Origin of the sequence: Paenibacillus sp. CECT 9249 (assembly GCF_918697855.1) — a bacterium.
Classification (GTDB): Bacteria; Bacillota; Bacilli; order Paenibacillales; family Paenibacillaceae; genus MSJ-34.
In genome coordinates this window covers 33,410-50,899 of the sequence record NZ_CAKKLI010000037.1, presented here as the reverse complement: position 1 = coordinate 50,899, position 17,490 = coordinate 33,410, and the positions used below count along the sequence as shown (strand labels likewise).

General features: G+C 52.7%; 16 protein-coding genes. 5 read left to right on the top strand and 11 right to left on the bottom strand.

What is annotated here, in order from left to right; genetic code table 11:
- Positions 1-141: 141 nt before the first annotated feature.
- Together LQ229_RS20420 and LQ229_RS20415 are read right to left on the bottom strand one after the other, a co-directional pair.
- Positions 142-459: a metal-sensitive transcriptional regulator gene (locus LQ229_RS20420; RefSeq protein WP_230192731.1), complete on the bottom strand. Its 318-nt coding sequence runs from the start codon at positions 457-459 to the stop codon at positions 142-144.
- A gap of 96 nt (positions 460-555) precedes the next feature.
- Positions 556-1,029 carry a DinB family protein gene (locus LQ229_RS20415; protein WP_230192727.1) on the bottom strand — a complete coding sequence of 158 codons (474 nt, stop codon included), beginning with the start codon at positions 1,027-1,029 and terminating at the stop codon, positions 556-558.
- Positions 1,030-1,536: 507 nt separating this feature from the next.
- On the opposite strand from LQ229_RS20415, the gene LQ229_RS20410 reads away from it, so the two are divergent.
- Both LQ229_RS20410 and LQ229_RS20405 read left to right on the top strand, forming a co-directional pair.
- Positions 1,537-2,487, top strand: a complete 951-nt coding sequence (locus LQ229_RS20410) for a ring-cleaving dioxygenase (protein ID WP_230192726.1) — start codon at positions 1,537-1,539, stop codon at positions 2,485-2,487.
- On the top strand, positions 2,487-3,095 hold the full coding sequence (locus LQ229_RS20405; RefSeq protein ID WP_230192730.1) for an alpha/beta hydrolase: 609 nt from the start codon (positions 2,487-2,489) through the stop codon (positions 3,093-3,095). The genes LQ229_RS20410 and LQ229_RS20405 overlap by 1 nt, the downstream gene beginning before the upstream one ends.
- A 10-nt stretch (positions 3,096-3,105) precedes the next feature.
- Here the strand turns inward: LQ229_RS20405 and LQ229_RS20400 are convergent, their stop codons facing one another.
- The 5 genes from LQ229_RS20400 to LQ229_RS20380 are packed head-to-tail and all read right to left on the bottom strand — an operon-like array spanning position 3,106 to position 8,483.
- On the bottom strand, positions 3,106-4,569 hold the full coding sequence (locus tag LQ229_RS20400) for a HAMP domain-containing sensor histidine kinase (protein WP_230192725.1): 1,464 nt from the start codon (positions 4,567-4,569) through the stop codon (positions 3,106-3,108).
- On the bottom strand, positions 4,559-5,254 hold the full coding sequence (locus tag LQ229_RS20395) for a response regulator transcription factor (protein WP_230192724.1): 696 nt from the start codon (positions 5,252-5,254) through the stop codon (positions 4,559-4,561). The genes LQ229_RS20400 and LQ229_RS20395 overlap by 11 nt, the downstream gene beginning before the upstream one ends.
- Before the next feature lie 28 nt (positions 5,255-5,282).
- Positions 5,283-6,452, bottom strand: a complete 1,170-nt coding sequence (locus tag LQ229_RS20390) for an ABC transporter permease (RefSeq protein WP_230192723.1) — start codon at positions 6,450-6,452, stop codon at positions 5,283-5,285.
- On the bottom strand, positions 6,400-7,146 hold the full coding sequence (locus LQ229_RS20385; RefSeq protein ID WP_230192722.1) for an ABC transporter ATP-binding protein: 747 nt from the start codon (positions 7,144-7,146) through the stop codon (positions 6,400-6,402). The genes LQ229_RS20390 and LQ229_RS20385 overlap by 53 nt, the downstream gene beginning before the upstream one ends.
- Positions 7,143-8,483, bottom strand: a complete 1,341-nt coding sequence (locus LQ229_RS20380; RefSeq protein ID WP_230192721.1) for an efflux RND transporter periplasmic adaptor subunit — start codon at positions 8,481-8,483, stop codon at positions 7,143-7,145. Before LQ229_RS20380 ends, LQ229_RS20385 begins: the two co-directional genes overlap by 4 nt.
- Positions 8,484-8,621: 138 nt before the next feature.
- Between LQ229_RS20380 and LQ229_RS20375 the strand changes: the two genes are divergently transcribed.
- Entirely contained in the window at positions 8,622-8,894 is a 273-nt protein-coding gene (locus LQ229_RS20375; RefSeq protein WP_230192720.1) for a hypothetical protein, read from the top strand.
- Positions 8,895-8,911: 17 nt separating this feature from the next.
- On the opposite strand, the gene LQ229_RS20370 is transcribed toward LQ229_RS20375, so the two are convergent.
- Positions 8,912-10,006, bottom strand: coding sequence for an endospore germination permease (locus LQ229_RS20370; protein WP_230192719.1), 1,095 nt, complete (start codon positions 10,004-10,006; stop codon positions 8,912-8,914).
- A gap of 246 nt (positions 10,007-10,252) precedes the next feature.
- Here LQ229_RS20370 and LQ229_RS20365 point away from each other — a divergent pair, with 246 nt between their 5' ends.
- Positions 10,253-11,290, top strand: a complete 1,038-nt coding sequence (locus LQ229_RS20365; RefSeq protein ID WP_230192718.1) for an AraC family transcriptional regulator — start codon at positions 10,253-10,255, stop codon at positions 11,288-11,290.
- Between the two features lie 186 nt (positions 11,291-11,476).
- Here LQ229_RS20365 and LQ229_RS20360 read toward each other — a convergent pair whose 3' ends face one another.
- On the bottom strand, positions 11,477-12,832 hold the full coding sequence (locus LQ229_RS20360) for a glycoside hydrolase family 30 protein (RefSeq protein ID WP_230192717.1): 1,356 nt from the start codon (positions 12,830-12,832) through the stop codon (positions 11,477-11,479).
- Between the two features lie 121 nt (positions 12,833-12,953).
- Between LQ229_RS20360 and LQ229_RS20355 the strand changes: the two genes are divergently transcribed.
- The gene (locus tag LQ229_RS20355) at positions 12,954-13,748 is read left to right on the top strand and encodes an AraC family transcriptional regulator (RefSeq protein WP_230192716.1); all 795 of its coding nucleotides are present in this window, start codon (positions 12,954-12,956) and stop codon (positions 13,746-13,748) included.
- A 946-nt stretch (positions 13,749-14,694) separates the two neighbouring features.
- Here the strand turns inward: LQ229_RS20355 and LQ229_RS20350 are convergent.
- Positions 14,695-15,645, bottom strand: coding sequence for a glycoside hydrolase family 43 protein (locus LQ229_RS20350; protein WP_230192729.1), 951 nt, complete (start codon positions 15,643-15,645; stop codon positions 14,695-14,697).
- A gap of 61 nt (positions 15,646-15,706) precedes the next feature.
- Positions 15,707-17,464, bottom strand: coding sequence for a sugar-binding domain-containing protein (locus LQ229_RS20345; protein WP_230192715.1), 1,758 nt, complete (start codon positions 17,462-17,464; stop codon positions 15,707-15,709).
- Positions 17,465-17,490 lie beyond the last annotated feature (26 nt).

Sequence of the window (17,490 nt, the reverse complement as noted above, 5' to 3'; positions counted from 1 at the left end):
CTCCGCAAAAATTGCGTTATTGGATCAAATAAGGCCTCCAAAATCCGTTAACCTTGTTCATCTTCATCCCTATCGCAATCATCGGCTTGAAACGCAGTAAAACATTCGGTGCAACGCCATTGGCTCCAGACAGGAATTCCTTTATCTCATTAACTTATTGATCGTAGTCATCAGTTCGGTCAATACTTCATCATCGCCTTCCTGAATCCGTTCGATGACACAGCTTTTCATATGATGCTCCAGCAAAAGCTTTCCGACGCCGTTGAGGGCCGATTGGACGGAGGCGATTTGATTCAATACATCGTCGCAGTAGGTGTCTTTTTCAATTAAGCCTTTAATGCCGCGAACTTGGCCTTCGATCCGGTTCAAGCGATTGATCAGGCTGCTTTTCACTTTATCCGAATGATGGCTCTTGCGCTCCGCCCCCCCGTGCGAACAGCAATCCGCTTCCAATTCCATGGTTTGATCCGTCGATTCCGTATTCACGCTCATACTTATCGCCTCCTTCTTTATCATATTATAACATACCCCTCACCCCTATATCAATTGCGGCAATTAGATTTGGATGAGTCGCTTGATTGTTTTGATCGCATCGAAGTGCATCCCCTCATGATACAGGCAAAAACTCAACAATTCTTCTACCGTAGATAAGGTATGCCCTGTGGAAGTCGTATACGGCTGCTCGATTTGATCCTTCAGGCGCAATTCCAACGCTTGCTCGATTCGGTCCGTTTGACTCGCGAGCAATTGCGTTAATTCGCGCATCGGCGGCACGTTGTCTTCCCAATCGCCCGGTTTCGTCCCGGGACCGAACAACGCAGGATAATGGTCCGGCATATTCGATGTCTCCTCCCCGGTGAGGATAAAGGCGAACTTTTCTTGCACGACATAAATATGCCCCAGATTCCACTTTATATTATTATTGAAGCCTTCCGGCACGATCGCCGCTTGCTCGTCGCCTATCTCCGCCGCTTGGCGCATCGTATTGTCCCGAACAAAACGAAGTTGCTTAAAAAGGTAATGTTTCATCGTATCCCTCCCACCCCTATTTACACGATTATCTCATAATATGCGACCGTGTAAAGGATCATTTTGTAATGGCTTTGTTCCGGATTCGGGACGTCGACAAGCAACCATTGGAATATGCGCAATCAAATTGGGGATTTTTAGGCGAAACACGGTCCTTGATTGGAAAATATCCAATACAAGCAAGCCGTTTCTCGTGATATGGCCATATTTGAGAAGATTCCATTGGATAAATTCCAATGACAGGACACATAAGGGGGGCGAAAAGGAGGATCCGTTGGATAAATTCCAATAGGCTCTTGCAAAAATCCCTCGAATTGTACGGGCTGCGCATCCATTGCCCCCGATTTGACAAAGCGCCGAAATGGATTTATGATTATCTCGAATTCGAGATAATTTTCGAACACAGTCTTAATGGCGTATCGAGGCTTCATGAGCGCTCTCCAATAAGGGCATCCTAATGGATAACGCGAAGACGCGATCGTTTCATTCGAAAGGAGCATAAAAGTTATGGGCACAAAACAAACGGCGGGAATTCACCATATTACGGCGATTGTCGGCGACCCGCAGCAAAACGTCGATTTTTACGCAGGCGTGCTCGGTTTGCGACTGGTCAAAAGAACCGTCAATTTCGACGACCCGGGCACTTATCATTTATATTTCGGCAATGAAGGGGGCAAGCCCGGCACGATTATGACGTTTTTCCCATGGCCGAACAGCTACCCGGGCCGGATCGGAACGGGACAGGTCGGCGTTACGACCTTCGTTGTGCCTGAACAAGCGCTGGATTTCTGGGAGAAGCGGCTCGCGAAGTTTCGAGTATCCGTACAAAAAGTCAACCGTTTCAACGAATCGTTTCTGCAATTTGAAGATCCGCACGGTCTCCGGCTCGAACTGGTCGCAAGAAGCGAAGGGCCGAAGAGCGAATGGGCGTTTGACGGAATGACGCCGGACGTTGCGGTCAAAGGCTTCGGAGGCGCGATCCTTCTTACGTCTTCCCCGCAACAAACGGCGCAATTGCTGGAACAGGTTCTGGGATTTGAGAAAGTCGGGCAGGAAGGCCAATACCTCAGATTGCGCTCCAACGGCGATCTCGGCAATATCGTGGACATCGATCTTCATACGAGCAATCGGGGCCTTATGGGAGCGGGCACGATCCATCATATCGCTTGGCGCGCGAAAGACGACGAAGACCATCGGGATTGGCAAAGCCATATTCGCGCCGGCGGCTATCAACCGACCGACATTGTGGACCGCCAATATTTCAACGCCCTGTATTTCCGCGAATGGGGCGGCATTTTATTCGAAATCGCAACAGACCCTCCGGGCTTCGACCGCGACGAGCCGGCCGACAAGATGGGGGAACAATTGATGCTGCCGCCTTGGCTGGAGCCGGCCCGCGGCCAAATTGAAGAGATTCTGCTGCCGATCAAGGTTCGGCAAGTGGAGGTGGAGCAATGATGAAACATGTTTACCGTCAAGGGAAAGATCCCGGCAGACCGACGCTCCTTATATTGCACGGCACCGGGGGGACGGAAACCGATTTGCTGCCGGTGGCGGACATGATCGATTCCGCAGCGTCCGTATTGGGTGTGCGGGGCAATGTCAGCGAGAACGGAATGCCGCGCTTCTTCCGCCGGTTGGCGGAAGGCGTGTTCGATGAAGAAGATTTAATATTGCGCACCAAGGAGCTCAACGAATTTCTGGATCAAGCCGCCGAGGAGCATGGATTTGACCGCAATCATGTCGTCGCCGTCGGATATTCCAACGGTGCGAATATTGCCGGCAGCCTCTTGTTTCATTACCGGAACGCTTTGAAAGGCGCGATATTATTTCATCCGATGGTTCCGCGGCGCGGCATCGAACTGCCGGATTTAACCGAAACGCCAGTGTTCATCGGCGCGGGGACGAACGATCCGATATGCAGTGCGGACGAAACCAAGGAATTGGCGGAAATGCTGGCAAAGGCGGGCGCTCCCGTAGAAACGCACTGGGAGAGCTTCGGACATCAGTTGACCCGGACGGAAGCGGAGAAAGCGGCTGCTTGGTATGCCAGCCATTTTCAATGAGGGAGATGGTCTACTTCGTCTCGGGCAGGCGCTCATTCGGCCGATGCGTTTCATGCGGAGGAACGGCCAACGGAAGACTGAACGTAATCGCCGTTCCTTGCCCGATCGCGCTTTCCACCTTGATTTCGGAGTCATGCCTGTCCAAAATCGCCTTGACGATGGAGAGGCCGATACCGGTGCCGTTCTTCTTCGACCTCGCTCGATCGGATTTATAAAACCGGTCCCAGATCCGATCCAGTTCTTCCGGATCGATGCCAATGCCTTTGTCCATGACCGTGACGATAGCGCGGCGTTCTTTCCGGAGGAAGACTTGTATATCTTGGCCCGGGTCGGCGAACTCGACGGCATTCTGCACGAGATTATGCAGGACTTGCTCGATCCGGTCCGCATCGCCGATGGCGTATACGTCTTCCCCGTCCGGCGAATCGATACGGAACACGACCCGATGGTGCGCAAATTGCGGTTCCATGCGGGCAAGCGCCCGGCGAATCGTCTCGCTAAGGTTGAACGGAGCGGAGACAACCGTGAATTGTCCCGAATCCACCTTGCCCATATCGAGCAAATCGTTGACGAGCCGGATCAATCGCTTCGTCTGCCCTTTAATGATCGTAAGATAGCGCTGCGCCTGTTCCGGCGGAATCGTTCCGTCCTGGAGCGCGCCGACATATCCGTGAATGGAAGTTAACGGCGACCGCAAATCATGCGAGACGTTGGCAATAAAATCTTTGCGCATCCGGTCCAAACTGCCGAGTTCCTCCGCCATCCGGTTCAGCGTCGCGGCCAATTCGCCCAATTCGTCCTTGGAACCGACGGGAACTTGCTGGTTGAAATTGCCCTTCGCAATTTTGCGCGCGGCGTCGATCATATATTTCAGCCTGCGGGTAATTAGCTTCGAGGTGATAAGCACAAATAATATGCCAAGCGCAAGCGACAGGCCCGCCGCATAGAGCAGTTGCCGGTTCCATCGATTGAAATCCGGCTTAAACGCCGGGGATACGTTGACGACTTTCAAGCCGCTGCGTCCGGACGATTCCGGAACGGCGGCGGCCGCGACGAACCATTCCTGGCCGTCATATTCGGTAAGCGCCGGCAGACTCGTATCGGGCGGCTGCAGTTCAAGCGCGCTTCTGAAGAAACCGGCGCCCGGTTTGAATGTCATCGTCTGCGACTCCACGCCGAACAAAACGGCCTGATTCACGCTATCGTATACATACCACGCTCTTTGTCTCCCGTTCTTCAACTTCAGCGCCGAACCGATCGTTTCCATATTCCAACCGCCCGCGAGAGCCTCCCCCACGAAATCGGCTACTTCCTGCACTTCGCTGCGATTCTCGAACCCTCCATGCTTGATCATATCCCCCCGCACCAACACGCCGGAAATCAACACGAGCAGCGCATGGGAAACAAACAACAGCACGACAACCGTTGCGACAAGCTTGAAGGTGATTCGGTTCACCCGGATTTTAGTCGGCACTCGCATCCTCATTCACCTCGAACTTATAACCGATCCCCCAAACCGTTACGATCCGCCAATCTCCGCGGTCTCCGATTTTATTGCGTATCCGTTTAATATGAACATCCACCGTTCGCAAGTCTCCTTCAAACGACAAGCCCCATACTTGGTTCAGCAGTTGTTCGCGCGTGTATACCTGATTGCGGTTCGTGGCCAAATAATAGAGCAGCTCGATTTCCTTCGGCGGAAAGCCGATTTCCGCACCGTCCACAAATACTTTATATTCCGAGGGGCTGATCCTCAGCCCGGGCAGCAGAACTTCCTCTCTCGCAACGAAAGGATTCAACCTGCGCAGCACCGCTCTCACCCGCGCAACCAGCTCTTTCGGTTCGAACGGTTTGACGACATAATCGTCGACGCCGAGCGAGAAACCTTTCAATTTGTCATAGCTCTCCCCTTTGCCTGTCAGCATGATCACCGGCGTGTTGCCGAACTGTCTCAACTCCTCCATGACCGCCCAGCCGTCCTTCTTCGGCAGCATAATATCGAGCAGGATGAGATCGGGCGGATCCATGTAGAATAAGTCCGTGCCGCGGCTCCCGTCCTCGGCGAGCGTGCAGCGGAACCGCTCCTTGACCAAATAAAGGGAGATGAGTTCGGCAATATGCCGGTCGTCTTCGATAATTAGAATATGGGGCCTCCGCATTCAGGCTTCCTCCTTCCGATATATGAACTCAATCGTACCGCAGCGCATCGACGGGCCGTAACTTCGAAGCTTTATTCGCCGGAAAAATGCCGAACGAAATACCGATTGCGAAGGAGAACAGGAACGACATGGCGATTGTGTCCCAAGTCATCAGCGCCATCGTACCCGCCCGGTTCAAGAAATAAACGGCCGAATAGCTGACGGCAACGCCGAAGACGCCGCTGAGCCCGCTAATGACAAGCGCCTCCAATAGAAATTGCAGCAAAATATCCTTCCGCTTCGCTCCGATCGATTTGCGGATGCCGATCTCGCGGGTCCGCTCCGTGACCGAGACGAGCATAATGTTCATAATGCCGATGCCGCCTACTAGCAGCGAAATGCTTGCGATGCCGGCCAGCGTCTTGGCCAGCGTCGAGGAAACTTCGGAGATCGTCTTGACCATATCCGCCTGATTGAATACGTTATAGCCGTTCGTATTTCCTCTGAATTTTTTCGCCAATATCTTTTCCACTTCCGCTTGTACGGCGGCGAGATCGTTCTCGCTCCCGGTTTGCATATAGACGGAACGAACGCCGGAAGACCGGAGCAGCCGCTCCGCCGTACTGATCGGAATCAATATTTTGTCATCGTTCGATCCGCCAAGCGAAGTTCCTTGCTCCTCCAGCAAGCCGACCACCTTGAACCTCGCGCCGTTGATCGAGACGTATTGTCCGACCGGGTTGTCCGTCCCGAATAACTCACCGGCGGTTCCCGTACCGATCAAAGCTACCTTTTGCCGGTAGCGGACATCGATCGCATTAATGAACCGGCCGCTTTGAACGCGAACGTCCCGAACCTCCTCATAGGAAGCCGTCACTCCTTCGGTCGAGACATTCACGTTATTCGCTCCGAATTTCACCTGCGCATTTCCGTTTACAATCGGAGCGACGCCCGTTACGGCATCAATGACGCCGAGCGCCTCGGCTTCTTCCACGGTGAGCGAGCTGACGGCCCCGCGTCCGCTAATGTTGACGGCAAGCAGATTGGTGCCGAGGCTGGCCATTTGATCCTTGACGTTCTGCTGCGTGCCCTTCCCCATCGCCACCAGCGTAATCACCGAAGCGACGCCGATCACGATGCCGAGCATCGTCAGCAGCGTACGCAGCTTATTCGCCAGAATCGCTTTCCAAGCCATCTTGATGCCTTGACCGATATGCATCGCCGTCCCTCCTTTCTACCGCCAGCAGGCCGTCCGTAATTCGGACGACGCTCTGCGCCCGTTCCGCCACGCCCGGATCATGCGTAATCAGTACGATCGTGTGCCCTTTGGCATGCAATTGTTCGAAGATGGCGAGCACTTCCCGGCCCGTCTTCGTGTCCAGCGCTCCGGTCGGTTCGTCCGCCAGCAGAATCGAGGGCTGGCTCGCCAGCGCTCTCGCGATGGCGACGCGCTGCTGCTGTCCGCCGGAGAGCTGCTTCGGCAGGTGATGGAGCTTGTCCGCGATTCCCATCTGCCCCAGCGCCTCTTCGGCCAGCCTGCGCCGCTCTTTGGCCGACATGCCGCGATAGATGAGCGGAAGCTCCACGTTCTCGAAGGCCGTCAGTTGGGACAAGAGATGAAAGCTCTGAAAAATAAAGCCGATTTTACGATTCCGTATGTCGGCCAACTCGTTATCGTTCATCCGGCTCGTATCTTGGCCGTCGATAATATACGTTCCTTCCGTCGGGGTGTCCAGACAACCGATAATATTCATCAAGGTCGACTTGCCCGAACCGGAAGGGCCGACGATGGCCATAAACTCGCCCCGATCCACCTGAAGGGAGATATTCTTCAGCGTTACCTGCTTTTCCCCGCCCATCTCGTGTTCCTTAACGATACGCCGCAGATCGATATCTACCGCCCGGCCGCTCATCGTCTTTCGCCCCCGCTCGGCGGAACGCCGTTTCCTCTCATTCCGCCCCCGCCGAATTCGGTTACGAATCCGCCCATGCCCGCAGGCATGCGCGTCTGTGCGGAAGAAGACGCGACGGCCGGCAGAATCACCTTTTCTCCTTCTTTCAATCCGTCCACAATTTCAATGAACTCCTCGTTGGCGCTGCCGACGGTCACGGGCCGCATCATTCCCGTACCGCCTTGCGACTGCGCCGTTCCTTGCGGGCGCTGCCCTTCCCGGCCGGCGGCCCAATTCTGAAGCCTTTCCCTCCGCTCGGCTTCGTTGCCGGACGAAGCGTTGGAACGTCTGGCAAACTGTTCGCCATTCCCCGCACCGGAATTCGGCCGGACGGGAGAAGCTGCGCCTTCCGTCCTTTCAACCGGATCGGCCGGAGCTGAACCGGAGGCGTCCGCCAACATGACGAAGGTTTGTCCGCCCCGCTCTTGCACAGCCTCGACCGGGACGAGCAGTACATTCTCCTTGCTCTCTACCAGCAGCTCCGCCGAAGTCGTCATGCCGGCCCGTACGCCCTCCTGCGTTTGAAATGCGATCGTGACGTCAAACAACGACACCCCGTTCGAAGCCGATCCTTCATCCGCGATCTTCGAAACTTTGCCTTGAATTTCCACATCCTGAAGGGCATCCAGATGAATCGTGGCCGTTTGCCCGATTTTCACTTTCGGAATGTCCAACTCGTCCACCTGAATGACGGTTTGCAAATTTTCGTAATCGGTAATCGTGACGATATCCGCCCCTTCCTGAACCCGTCCCCCTCCCTCTCGAACTGAGACGGCGGTCACCTTCCCGGCAATGGGCGCGGCAATGCCGACAACCTCCTTCGCTTGTTGCTCAAGATCTGCCGCCGAATCCCGGTTGTTCCGCATTTCCAGCTTCAGCTTTTCGATTTCGAAAGCGGCGTCTTCCCGTCCGCCTTCGTCTCCCGCTTCCATAAACTTCTTCTGCAACTGCTCCATTTGCAGCTTTTGCTTCTGATATTCGCTCTCCAATTTCGAAACCTCGCTCTCGACATCGGGAGCTTCATAAGTTGCAATGATCTGTCCCTTCTCGACCGTATCCCCTTCCTTCACCTTCAACGGCAATAATGTTCCGGCTTCCTCAGCCTTGACGTTGACGCTGTTCACGACGGACACGGTGCCCGAACCCGACACTTTGACGGCAAGATCCCCCCGCTGAACGGTTGCGGTTTGTACGGGAGCCGCAGACACCTCTTCTTTTTTAAAAAAATATTGATAGCCGAAATACCCGCTTGCCGCCACCAGGCATAGGCCTACGCAGGCAATCATCCACTTTTTCATTCTCGCACTCCTTTCGCTTCATTGCCAGAGCCGTTTGTTAGGCAAGATATGAAGTTCCTTCCTGTTGCAGCCCGATGTTCACCAGTCTAGCAAAAAAATATGAACAAACTATGACTGCGCGGACCGGCGGCGCTGGAAGTGATGGAGAGAACGTCTTTGGATGACGCCGTGGGCGAGGAGCTGCAAGAATGCGTGGACTCTTTCAACAGTGAGTTTATCGAGACCGCCTCGAAAGGCGGCCTGAAGGGCAAACACAATCAATATAAAGATGACTCTGCCTTTTCCGGCCTTTTATTCTACGAGTTCGACCGGCATGTTCTTCGGATCGAGTATCGATGTCCGATCGCGGCCGTCGACGCATTTGTTCGAATCGTAAACGAAACCGCGGATTCGGTAAAGATGCGGAACTAATCTATCAACGCGGCACTTCATTCCTTAATCCCCTTTTTCTTGCGAACGATCGCGACGAACAGCAGCAATCCGGGATAGGCGATCGTGAATAGAAGTCCCGCCTGTCCTGCTATTTGAATGATTTGGTACAGTTGCACTACGTTGCCCGGTAGAACAGCGAGCGTGAATATAATCGGCAACATAAAAAAAGACAGCATCCTCTGATCGGCTAACCGGAACAATTTGCTTATCGCGTAAACCGTAAAATAATAGCAGGAGAATAAAGATGTAAATACGGTAATGACCCAAGCGATCAGAAATAGGGCATCCAAGCGCTCCAAAATATTGGCGGGCAACGAAGTCATCTTGGCCAACTCCAAGGTTGGCCATAATGTAAGCTTGATTTCATCGGCGCCGAATACGCTGACGCTTGCGATCACAACCATGACGTACAACACGCCGGCAATGAGCATGCCCCATACCCCCGCCGGCAGAGACTTCCGGGGATGGCGCATGGCCGGAATGACCATCATCATAATGAACGATCCTTGAAACGACGTTCCAAGCGTCAATATCCCCAGAAGGAAACCGCTCGGGTTATTCCCCCAAATCGGCTCAAGATTGATGAACTCGGCATTCCGGAACGAAAGGACGATAATCAACAAGCCCGGCACTAGCAGCAACGGGAAGTAAAAATAATGAATGCACGAGAAAATCTCGATGCCTTTGCGCGAAGGAAAAGCGACGAGCAGCAGCATGGCGAGTACGATCGCTTCCAGCGGCGTTTGCTTGAGAATCGCCGTAACAACCACTTCGCCGAACTCCCTTGCAACAAGAGAAGTCAGGATGCCTATAAAAACGATGAGCAGCGCGCTCCCTCCCCATGCGAACCATTTCCCGAGAATCGCTTCGCTGTACTCAACAAATGATTGCTTCGGAAACCGCATGCCAAGCAGCGTAATCCATATTAATCCGATTAATGCGAGAAGCATGCCTGCAAACGTGACCAACGGAGCCCCGGAATCTGCTGCCTGAACGGCAGAGAGAGGAAGCGTGAGTATGCCAACCCCGATAATCGTACTGGCAAGAATCGTAGCCGCCTGTATGACGGTAATATGGCGGGAATCTTTCATGTGCCGACTCTCCTTATCGCAGATCGAATATACGGAAACACAAAACATTTCAACTATCGGCCAATCACCCGTTTCAAGTAAAAAACGGTTTGCGATTCAGTATTGCCAAGTATCCTTATAATTATCATGTTTCGGAGCCTTGTATGAAAAGGATTTAAGGAGTTCTTTATCGAATAAAATGCTCAAACGAAAGCGGTCATGCCGCGCCGAAAAATGAAAATCGCGATGTGCGAGGAGGAATCGGGGATGAAAAATTCCATGTACGAGGTGGTAGAGACCGGCGATGTTCTGCCGTTCGACGTTTCGCTCCATAGCGTGAATTACGTGCCCAGCCACTGGCACAACAGTGTGGAAATCATCTTCGTTCTGCGCGGAACGCTGGAAGTAACCGCGAATGGCCTGCGGCGCCGCCTTGCAGAGGGAGACGTCCTGCTGATCAACGATTGCCGCGTACATGAAGTCATCGGTCTGGATATGAACATCATCGCTACTTTTCTAATTCCTACGGCTTATTTAAAAGAGAACGTGAGAGGAATCGAGCAAGTCCAATTCGAGTGCGATTCGGGCTCGGCGGACAAGGAACGCAAGCCGGCATTGGAGCGAATTCGTCAATATTTGGCGGAAATGGTGCAGCTTAATCATAAAAAAGACGAGTTGTACGAGATGGAATTGCAAGTACGAATGATCAGCGTGTTCTCGATTCTTATGAAACAATTCAAACTTCCGGATCGCGGCAAGGGAATCAACGAGAAGTACATGGATAGATTGCTGCGGATCATCCGGTATATCGACGATCATTATAAAGAGCCGATCACTCTGCAAGCGATAGCCAGACAAGAATTCCTGACCGTTCCCTATCTCTCGAAATTTTTCAGGGAGAATATCGGTCTGAACTTTCAGTCCTATTTGACAAGCATTCGATTGAAACATTCGGTCGAGGATCTGCTCCGCCATGAGGACGCTCCTATCGCGGATATTGCGCTCTCGCACGGTTTTCCGAACGCCAAATCCTTCTACGCGGCTTTTAAGAACAAATATCGCATAACGCCGCACGAATACCGGAAGCAGTACCATCCCGCGCCCGATCGGGACAAGAAAAAATTCTCCTCGAACTATTTCGAATTCAACCAATCCAGCGCCCTCGGCATCATCAACCAATATTTACAGCGGGGCCGATCCTATCAAGCTTCCGAAGTCTATGCGCTTGAAACCGAGAGCTGCGAGATCAAAGTTTTGACCGGCAGCCCGATTCGCCACACCTGGAAGGTGCGCCCGGGCGATTGATCAACCTTCGCTCGAAACAGTTTTTTCGCGAATTCGTCGCCTATTGCCGGGAGCAAGACTGCATGCCGGAATTTATTCCGCTTCATTTCTACCCGCACGAGGCCCTTGACATAAAAATAGCAGGCCTATGCGTATGCGCATAGGCCTGTTAACGGATGTGCGGGTCATCGTATCCGGATCAACATGTCAAGATCCGTGAAACAGCAGCGTTTGGATGGCGTGTCCCGGGATGCTGCCTTCCGCGACATCCCCGTTATAGCGGAGACAATATGACAGATTGTCGTCCGTCCGGTTCAAAATGACTAAGGCGATCGTCCCGTCGCTGTTCTTGAACGCGGTCGTTTCCAGTTTGTCCGTATATTTGGTGCATCCGATCCGTGCAGCGCCGGGACGGATATATTTGCTGAAATGCCCGATGTAATAATAGGAGCTCTCATAATGCACTTCACCGGTCTTTGTATTTGCGATGACAGGCGCGTCGCAGAAATTGCCGACATGGTTGGGGCCGCCCGTTTCGTCCAGCACAAGATTCCAGTCTGTCCAACCGGACGTCCAGTGATTCAAGTTGCCAATCATATCATGTGCGTATCGCTCGCCGGTATGCCATGCTCCCAAGCGGACGCCGCCTTCCTGGCAACCCTCCGTGAACAACAGCCGTTTGTCGGGATACTTGTCGCGCACGGCAGACAACGCTTCGAAATGGTCTCCCGAATACCAGTGAAATGCGATCCCCCAAATATATTTCGACGCGGCCGCATCCTCGAACGCGATTTTGGCCCGTTCATAGATCCGCTCCTTGTTATGGTCCCATATCATCACTTTCACATGGGACAGTCCGGCCGCTTCAAGCGCAGGCCCGAGATAGTCGCGGACGAAATCTTTCTCCTCTTCCGCCGTATAAACGCAAGAGTCCCAAGTTTGCACCGCCTTGGCTTCGTTCTGCACCGTGATCCCCCAGATCGGAATGCCTTCTTCCTCATACGCTTGGATATATTTCACGTAATACCTGGCCCACGCATCGTAGTACTCCCGTTTCAGCTTTCCTCCCCCGTTCATCATGCCCGTCGTTTTCATCCAGCCCGGCGGACTCCACGGCGAAGCGTACAAAGCCAATTGTCCTTCAGCCTGTCGAGCGGCTTCCTGTATGCACGGCATTAACGCCTCCCGGTCGCGGGAAATATCGAACTGCGCAAGTTCCGGATCTTCCCGTTCCACGTACGCATAATTGCCCAGCGAGAAGTCGCAGCTGTTGATATGCGTTCGGCATAAAGTGTACCCGAGCCCGTGCTGCCGGTCGAAATAGGCCCGCATAATCTCTTGCCGCTTCTCGGCGCTTATTTTTTGCAGCGTTACAGCCGACGCTTCCGTAAACGCGCCCCCAAATCCCATGATCGTCTGATATTCCAGATCTTCGTAGACGTTAATCACTTGCATTTCCACTTCTTCGGAATCCGGACGGAATACAAGCGGCTGCAGTTCCGCCAGCCTATCTCCGGTATCTCTGGCGGTTTGAATCCGTCTGATTTTGTTGTTATCTCGCATCGTCGTCGCACCTCTTTTTTCTTTTTCCTTTAGTATAAAAGGTTCTAGGGCGATATTTGTAGAAATAAACTGATGATAAACATGAACGATCTGGTCGTTTTTGCGAAAAGAGGTTTAATGAATGATGCTTCAGGATGAAATATGGATTACCTTATGCGGCTTCTCCCAGCACCGGGAATTCGATCACGAGTTCCATGAAACATCGAACTCTTATATTTTTCGGCTTCAAGTCGCAGGCACATCGGAAGCGGAGCTTAACGGGACATCGATATCGCTGCAGCCGGGCCATCTGCTGCTGGTTCGCCCGGGCGACCGCTATCGGCTGCGGGTTCATGCGGACGGAACGTCCGCCGCGGGCAGCTCGGATTTCTATGTTTTCTGTCAAGGCCCGTGGATCGACCGTTGGTGGGGACAGGGCGACCGGCCGAGAAAGAGCCGCATAGCGGACATGAGCCGGATCGAGACGATCTGGAATCAACTCGTCTTGGAGCATCGGAGATTGGAAGGAGGTTCGTCCGATATTTCCCGGCTTCTGCTGCAAACCTTATGCAAAATGCTCGACCGCGCCGTCGCCGAAACGCCGGTCCGGGTATCCCCTTCGACGATCGGCGCGGCGCGAATGAAGCAATATATCGAGGAACATGCGACGTTGCCGATCCGTTTGGAGGATGTCGCAGCGCATGCGGGGCTGAGCGTTTCGCGCAGCGTTCATCTGTTTAAAGCCCATTACGGTCTCTCCATCATTCAATATGTCAATCGCGTCCGCCTGTCCATTGCGCTGGAATGGATGAACAATAGCAGCATTCCGCTGGAACAAATCGCCGAAACTTCGGGCTTTGGCAGCTATACCTATTTCCGCAGGGTATTTCACGCCCATTATGGCATGCCGCCGGGAGCGTACCGCAAGCAGCGTTAACCGCAACGGCGCAGCGGTTAAGGCCGCCGCGCTTGCGTGATATTTGGGAAAAAATCGCTGTTTCGGAAGCTCTAGTACGGATAATAGCATTACTTCGTTCGGTGACGGTCTATGCAACGCTTGATTCGAACGGCGATCGATCGTCGCGCCCTTCCCCTTTTGTCGAAATCCCCCTCGTTCAGAATACCGATTTATCATTCCAATTCGCCGCCGCCCCGTGTTCATCTCGCTTCCGCTGAGTGAAGGGGATATCGACAAAAGGCCGAGTAAAGAACGGTTATTCGTGCCGGAACGCCGCAAGTTGCGGACTTGCCCCAATCGGAAATGTTGCATCGGCCAAGTTTGGCGCAAACGAAACTGGCAATCCTTATTGGGCGGAAAATGAAGACGTTCCCATCCTAACGAAAGGACGTATCGTTATTCATTGGAAATCGGCGGTTTTACCGCCTTTTTCCCCTCATTAGCGTGCTTCCGTTTCATTACACGAGCAACAAGGCGATTTACAGGCTTTTAGCGTGTATACGTTTCGTTAACCCGCACAACGGGTCGTCAACCGCCAGCGGTATGATGAAATTCATTTAACATGCCAATGGCGTTGCATCGGAAAATTGCTATCCGGACCGTACGGCCGTTATTATGCGTCAAAATAGCTTTTTCGCTGTTTAAGCGGACATTGATTCCGTTATCCGTTCGTCGGAGGGCTTATTTTTACGCTTTTGCTGCGAATAAAGGATCGTCTGTCCGCAAACCGGTCCGAAACGGGCCTTTTGTCACAAGTAACGTCTCCTGTGTCCGCGAACTTGGGGAGCAGGGCGGTAGAAGAAAGCCGCAGCCTTTTTCAATGCAACGGCCAGTATAACTGCCTGAACAAAAATAAGGACACGATCCCGCCAGGAAGGCGGACGTGTCCGTTTCTACGATTTTCAACGCTTTGAACAATGCAGGCTCATTCTTCGCCGGACGGAACGGGTATATCCGAATTCGTAGGAAGAGGAATGCCGAAATCCGGCTCCCCGTCCGTCGTCCAACCGATTCGTTGGATCCTTGGCTGCCTCCTCTGCGATCCCCCTTCGGATTCGGGAATGGCATGATAGACGATCCAATCCTCGCTCCCGTCCGGGGAACGGGTAAAACTGTTATGCCCGGGGGCGAATACGGAATTCTCCGGAGATTTCTTGAAGACCGGCCGTTCGCTTTTCTTCCAAGAGGATGGATCAAGCAAATCGCTGTCTTCCGCTGCGCTCAACATGCCCAAAGCATAGTCGTCCGACCATGTTGTGCTTGCCGAATAAACAAGGAATATTTTCCCGTGTCTTATGAGAAAACAGGGGCCTTCGTTAATCGCCATTCCTCCCTGCTTCTCCCAAGCATATTCCGGCTTGGTCAGCAGAACGTTCGGCCCCGTCAAGGTCCATGGATCGGCCATAAGAGCGGCATAGATCGCGGAGCCGTATTCCGGAAAATGGCCGTACCCCGCATACATGAAATAGAGTTTGCCGTTATGCTGCAGGACCGTCCCGTCCAAGCCGGGCAGTTCCGTATTCACAGCGCCTTTATGCACCCAATCGCCGTCCGTCGGATCCGCACTCTCGTTCTCCAGAACGTATATCCTGCGGGTACTGTCACCGCCCCCGTCGCTTGCCGTGAAATAGATATACCATTTGTCCTCAATGCGGTGAATTTCCGGCGCCCACAATTCCCGGCTGCCCGGGCCTTCCTTGGGCGGCAACCAAACGGTTTTGCGGAATCCATCGGCGATGCCTGTCATTGATCGGGACTTCACCAATTCAAGGCGATCGCGGCGTGTCATCATAAAATAATAATAGCCGTCATCATGCCGGAACATCCAAGGATCCGCACCGCTATCCATAATCGGATTGCGAAAGATGCGATTCATTGCGTTGTTCAAGACAATCCCTCCCCCTGCCTGTTCGATAAAACGGCGTTCGGAATCTTTCTTAGATTTTCGATGTAAGATTAATTTCCCTAATAAGCTCAATTGGAATTTTCGGAGTTCGATCTTCGGTTAGCAAACCGTTCATTTCTTGCTGAACGTCGGTAACTTGCGTATAGCAGTACCCGCAAATATAGTCCGTCCTTTGTATCGCTTGGGTGATCTTGCGGAACCGCTCGGCAAAGGCTTCTTCGTCTGCCACTTGATTGCCGTATCCCCAGCCCTTCTCGGTCCGGAAAGCGATGCCGCCAAATTCGCTTACGATGATCGGCTGCCCGGTGTATTCGTGGCTTGAGGCAAAGGCAAATTTCGCATTATTAAACGCAATCTTGTTGCCCGCAATCTGTTGTTTGTCGGCATACCGCTTAGCGAATTCCTTGCCGCGCTCCACGTAATCATGCAAGGTTAAAATATCCGAGACCGTATGCTCCCACCCATCGTTCGTGATGACGGGACGGTGCGGATCGATTGATTTGGTCAAATGGTAAATGCCCTCCGTGAATTTCTGCTGCCGGACATTGGTTCGAATCTGCATCACGCCCCACGATTCGTTAAATGGAACCCAGGTAATAATGCTCGGGTGATTGTAATGTTGGCGAACAATTTCCAGCCATTCCCGGGTAAAATGGCCGATGGCCGCATCATTGAACTCGAATGTTGCCGGCATTTCCGACCAAACCAACAGCCCTTTGACGTCGCACCAGTATAAGAAACGTTCATCTTCGATTTTCATGTGCTTGCGGACCCCGTTGTAACCCATGGCTAGAATCAAATCAATATCCTTGACGATCGCTTCTTCCGACGGCGGCGTGAGATGGCTTTCCGGCCAATAGCCTTGGTCCAGAATCAATCTTTGATAGATCGGAGCATTGTTTAGCAGCACTTTCCCGTTTTCGATCGAGATTTTACGCATGCCGAAATACGAAAAAACATGATCGACTGCCTCATCGTTCCGGTATAAAACAAACTCTACGTCGTACAGATTTGGTTGCTGCGGGGACCACACGCTCACTTTCCACGGTCCGTTCGCTTCATGAATGAGTCCCGTTTCCATCTGCAACCAAGGACGGTCAACCGTAATTCTGAACTGCTTCATCAATTCGCCCTTCAAACTGATTCGCGTCTCCAATTGAAACAGGGCGGACGACAAATCCCCCGCCGTTTCATATTCGAACCGTACGGCATAATTATCAAGGTCCGGCGTAATCTTCACCGCTTGGATGTAAGTCTCCTCTACAAATTCCAGCCATACGCTTTGCCAAATGCCTGTGGTCTGGACATAGAAGCATTCAAAGCTGTCCTTAACCCAACGCTGTTTGCCTCGCGGCTGGGTACAACTTTGGCTGTCTTCCGCCTTCACGACGAGATTTAGTTCGGACCCGCCCTGAACGTATGTTGTTATATCAAAGGAAAATGCGGAATATCCGCCTTGATGTTGACCGACGTATGTCCCGTTCACCCATACTTTGGCCGTATAGTCCACCGCCTGGAAATGGAGAATCGCTCTTTTGCCCGAATATTCCGCGGGAATGGCCGCCGTTCGTTGATACCATACGTTGGGATGAAACGATTCTTCGCCTATACCGCTTGCTTCGGTTTCGTAAGTAAAAGGGACAAGGATCTTGCGTTCGGCGGAGAAAGACTCGTACCATTTCTCCGCTTCTCCAACATTTGCGTCGTCAAAGCGAAAATTCCATTCTCCGTTAAGTTCAAGCCATCCCTCGCGCACAAATTGAGGTCTGGGATAATTTTTGATATGCATTCCGGTTTCTCACTCCTGCCTGTTGT

What these genes read in the sequence shown, in the direction of transcription:
- LQ229_RS20355 (WP_230192716.1), top strand. Translation starts at nt 12,954, where the DNA reads ATGATGCTTCAGGATGAAATATGGATTACCTTATGCGGCTTCTCCCAG.
- LQ229_RS20415 (WP_230192727.1), bottom strand. Translation starts at nt 1,029, where the DNA reads ATGAAACATTACCTTTTTAAGCAACTTCGTTTTGTTCGGGACAATACG.
- LQ229_RS20390 (WP_230192723.1), bottom strand. Translation starts at nt 6,452, where the DNA reads ATGCATATCGGTCAAGGCATCAAGATGGCTTGGAAAGCGATTCTGGCG.
- LQ229_RS20365 (WP_230192718.1), top strand. Translation starts at nt 10,253, where the DNA reads ATGAAAAATTCCATGTACGAGGTGGTAGAGACCGGCGATGTTCTGCCG.
- LQ229_RS20405 (WP_230192730.1), top strand. Translation starts at nt 2,487, where the DNA reads ATGAAACATGTTTACCGTCAAGGGAAAGATCCCGGCAGACCGACGCTC.
- LQ229_RS20420 (WP_230192731.1), bottom strand. Translation starts at nt 459, where the DNA reads ATGGAATTGGAAGCGGATTGCTGTTCGCACGGGGGGGCGGAGCGCAAG.
- LQ229_RS20360 (WP_230192717.1), bottom strand. Translation starts at nt 12,832, where the DNA reads ATGCGAGATAACAACAAAATCAGACGGATTCAAACCGCCAGAGATACC.
- LQ229_RS20350 (WP_230192729.1), bottom strand. Translation starts at nt 15,645, where the DNA reads ATGAATCGCATCTTTCGCAATCCGATTATGGATAGCGGTGCGGATCCT.
- LQ229_RS20385 (WP_230192722.1), bottom strand. Translation starts at nt 7,146, where the DNA reads ATGAGCGGCCGGGCGGTAGATATCGATCTGCGGCGTATCGTTAAGGAA.
- LQ229_RS20345 (WP_230192715.1), bottom strand. Translation starts at nt 17,464, where the DNA reads ATGCATATCAAAAATTATCCCAGACCTCAATTTGTGCGCGAGGGATGG.
- LQ229_RS20395 (WP_230192724.1), bottom strand. Translation starts at nt 5,254, where the DNA reads ATGCGGAGGCCCCATATTCTAATTATCGAAGACGACCGGCATATTGCC.
- LQ229_RS20370 (WP_230192719.1), bottom strand. Translation starts at nt 10,006, where the DNA reads ATGAAAGATTCCCGCCATATTACCGTCATACAGGCGGCTACGATTCTT.
- LQ229_RS20410 (WP_230192726.1), top strand. Translation starts at nt 1,537, where the DNA reads ATGGGCACAAAACAAACGGCGGGAATTCACCATATTACGGCGATTGTC.
- LQ229_RS20380 (WP_230192721.1), bottom strand. Translation starts at nt 8,483, where the DNA reads ATGAAAAAGTGGATGATTGCCTGCGTAGGCCTATGCCTGGTGGCGGCA.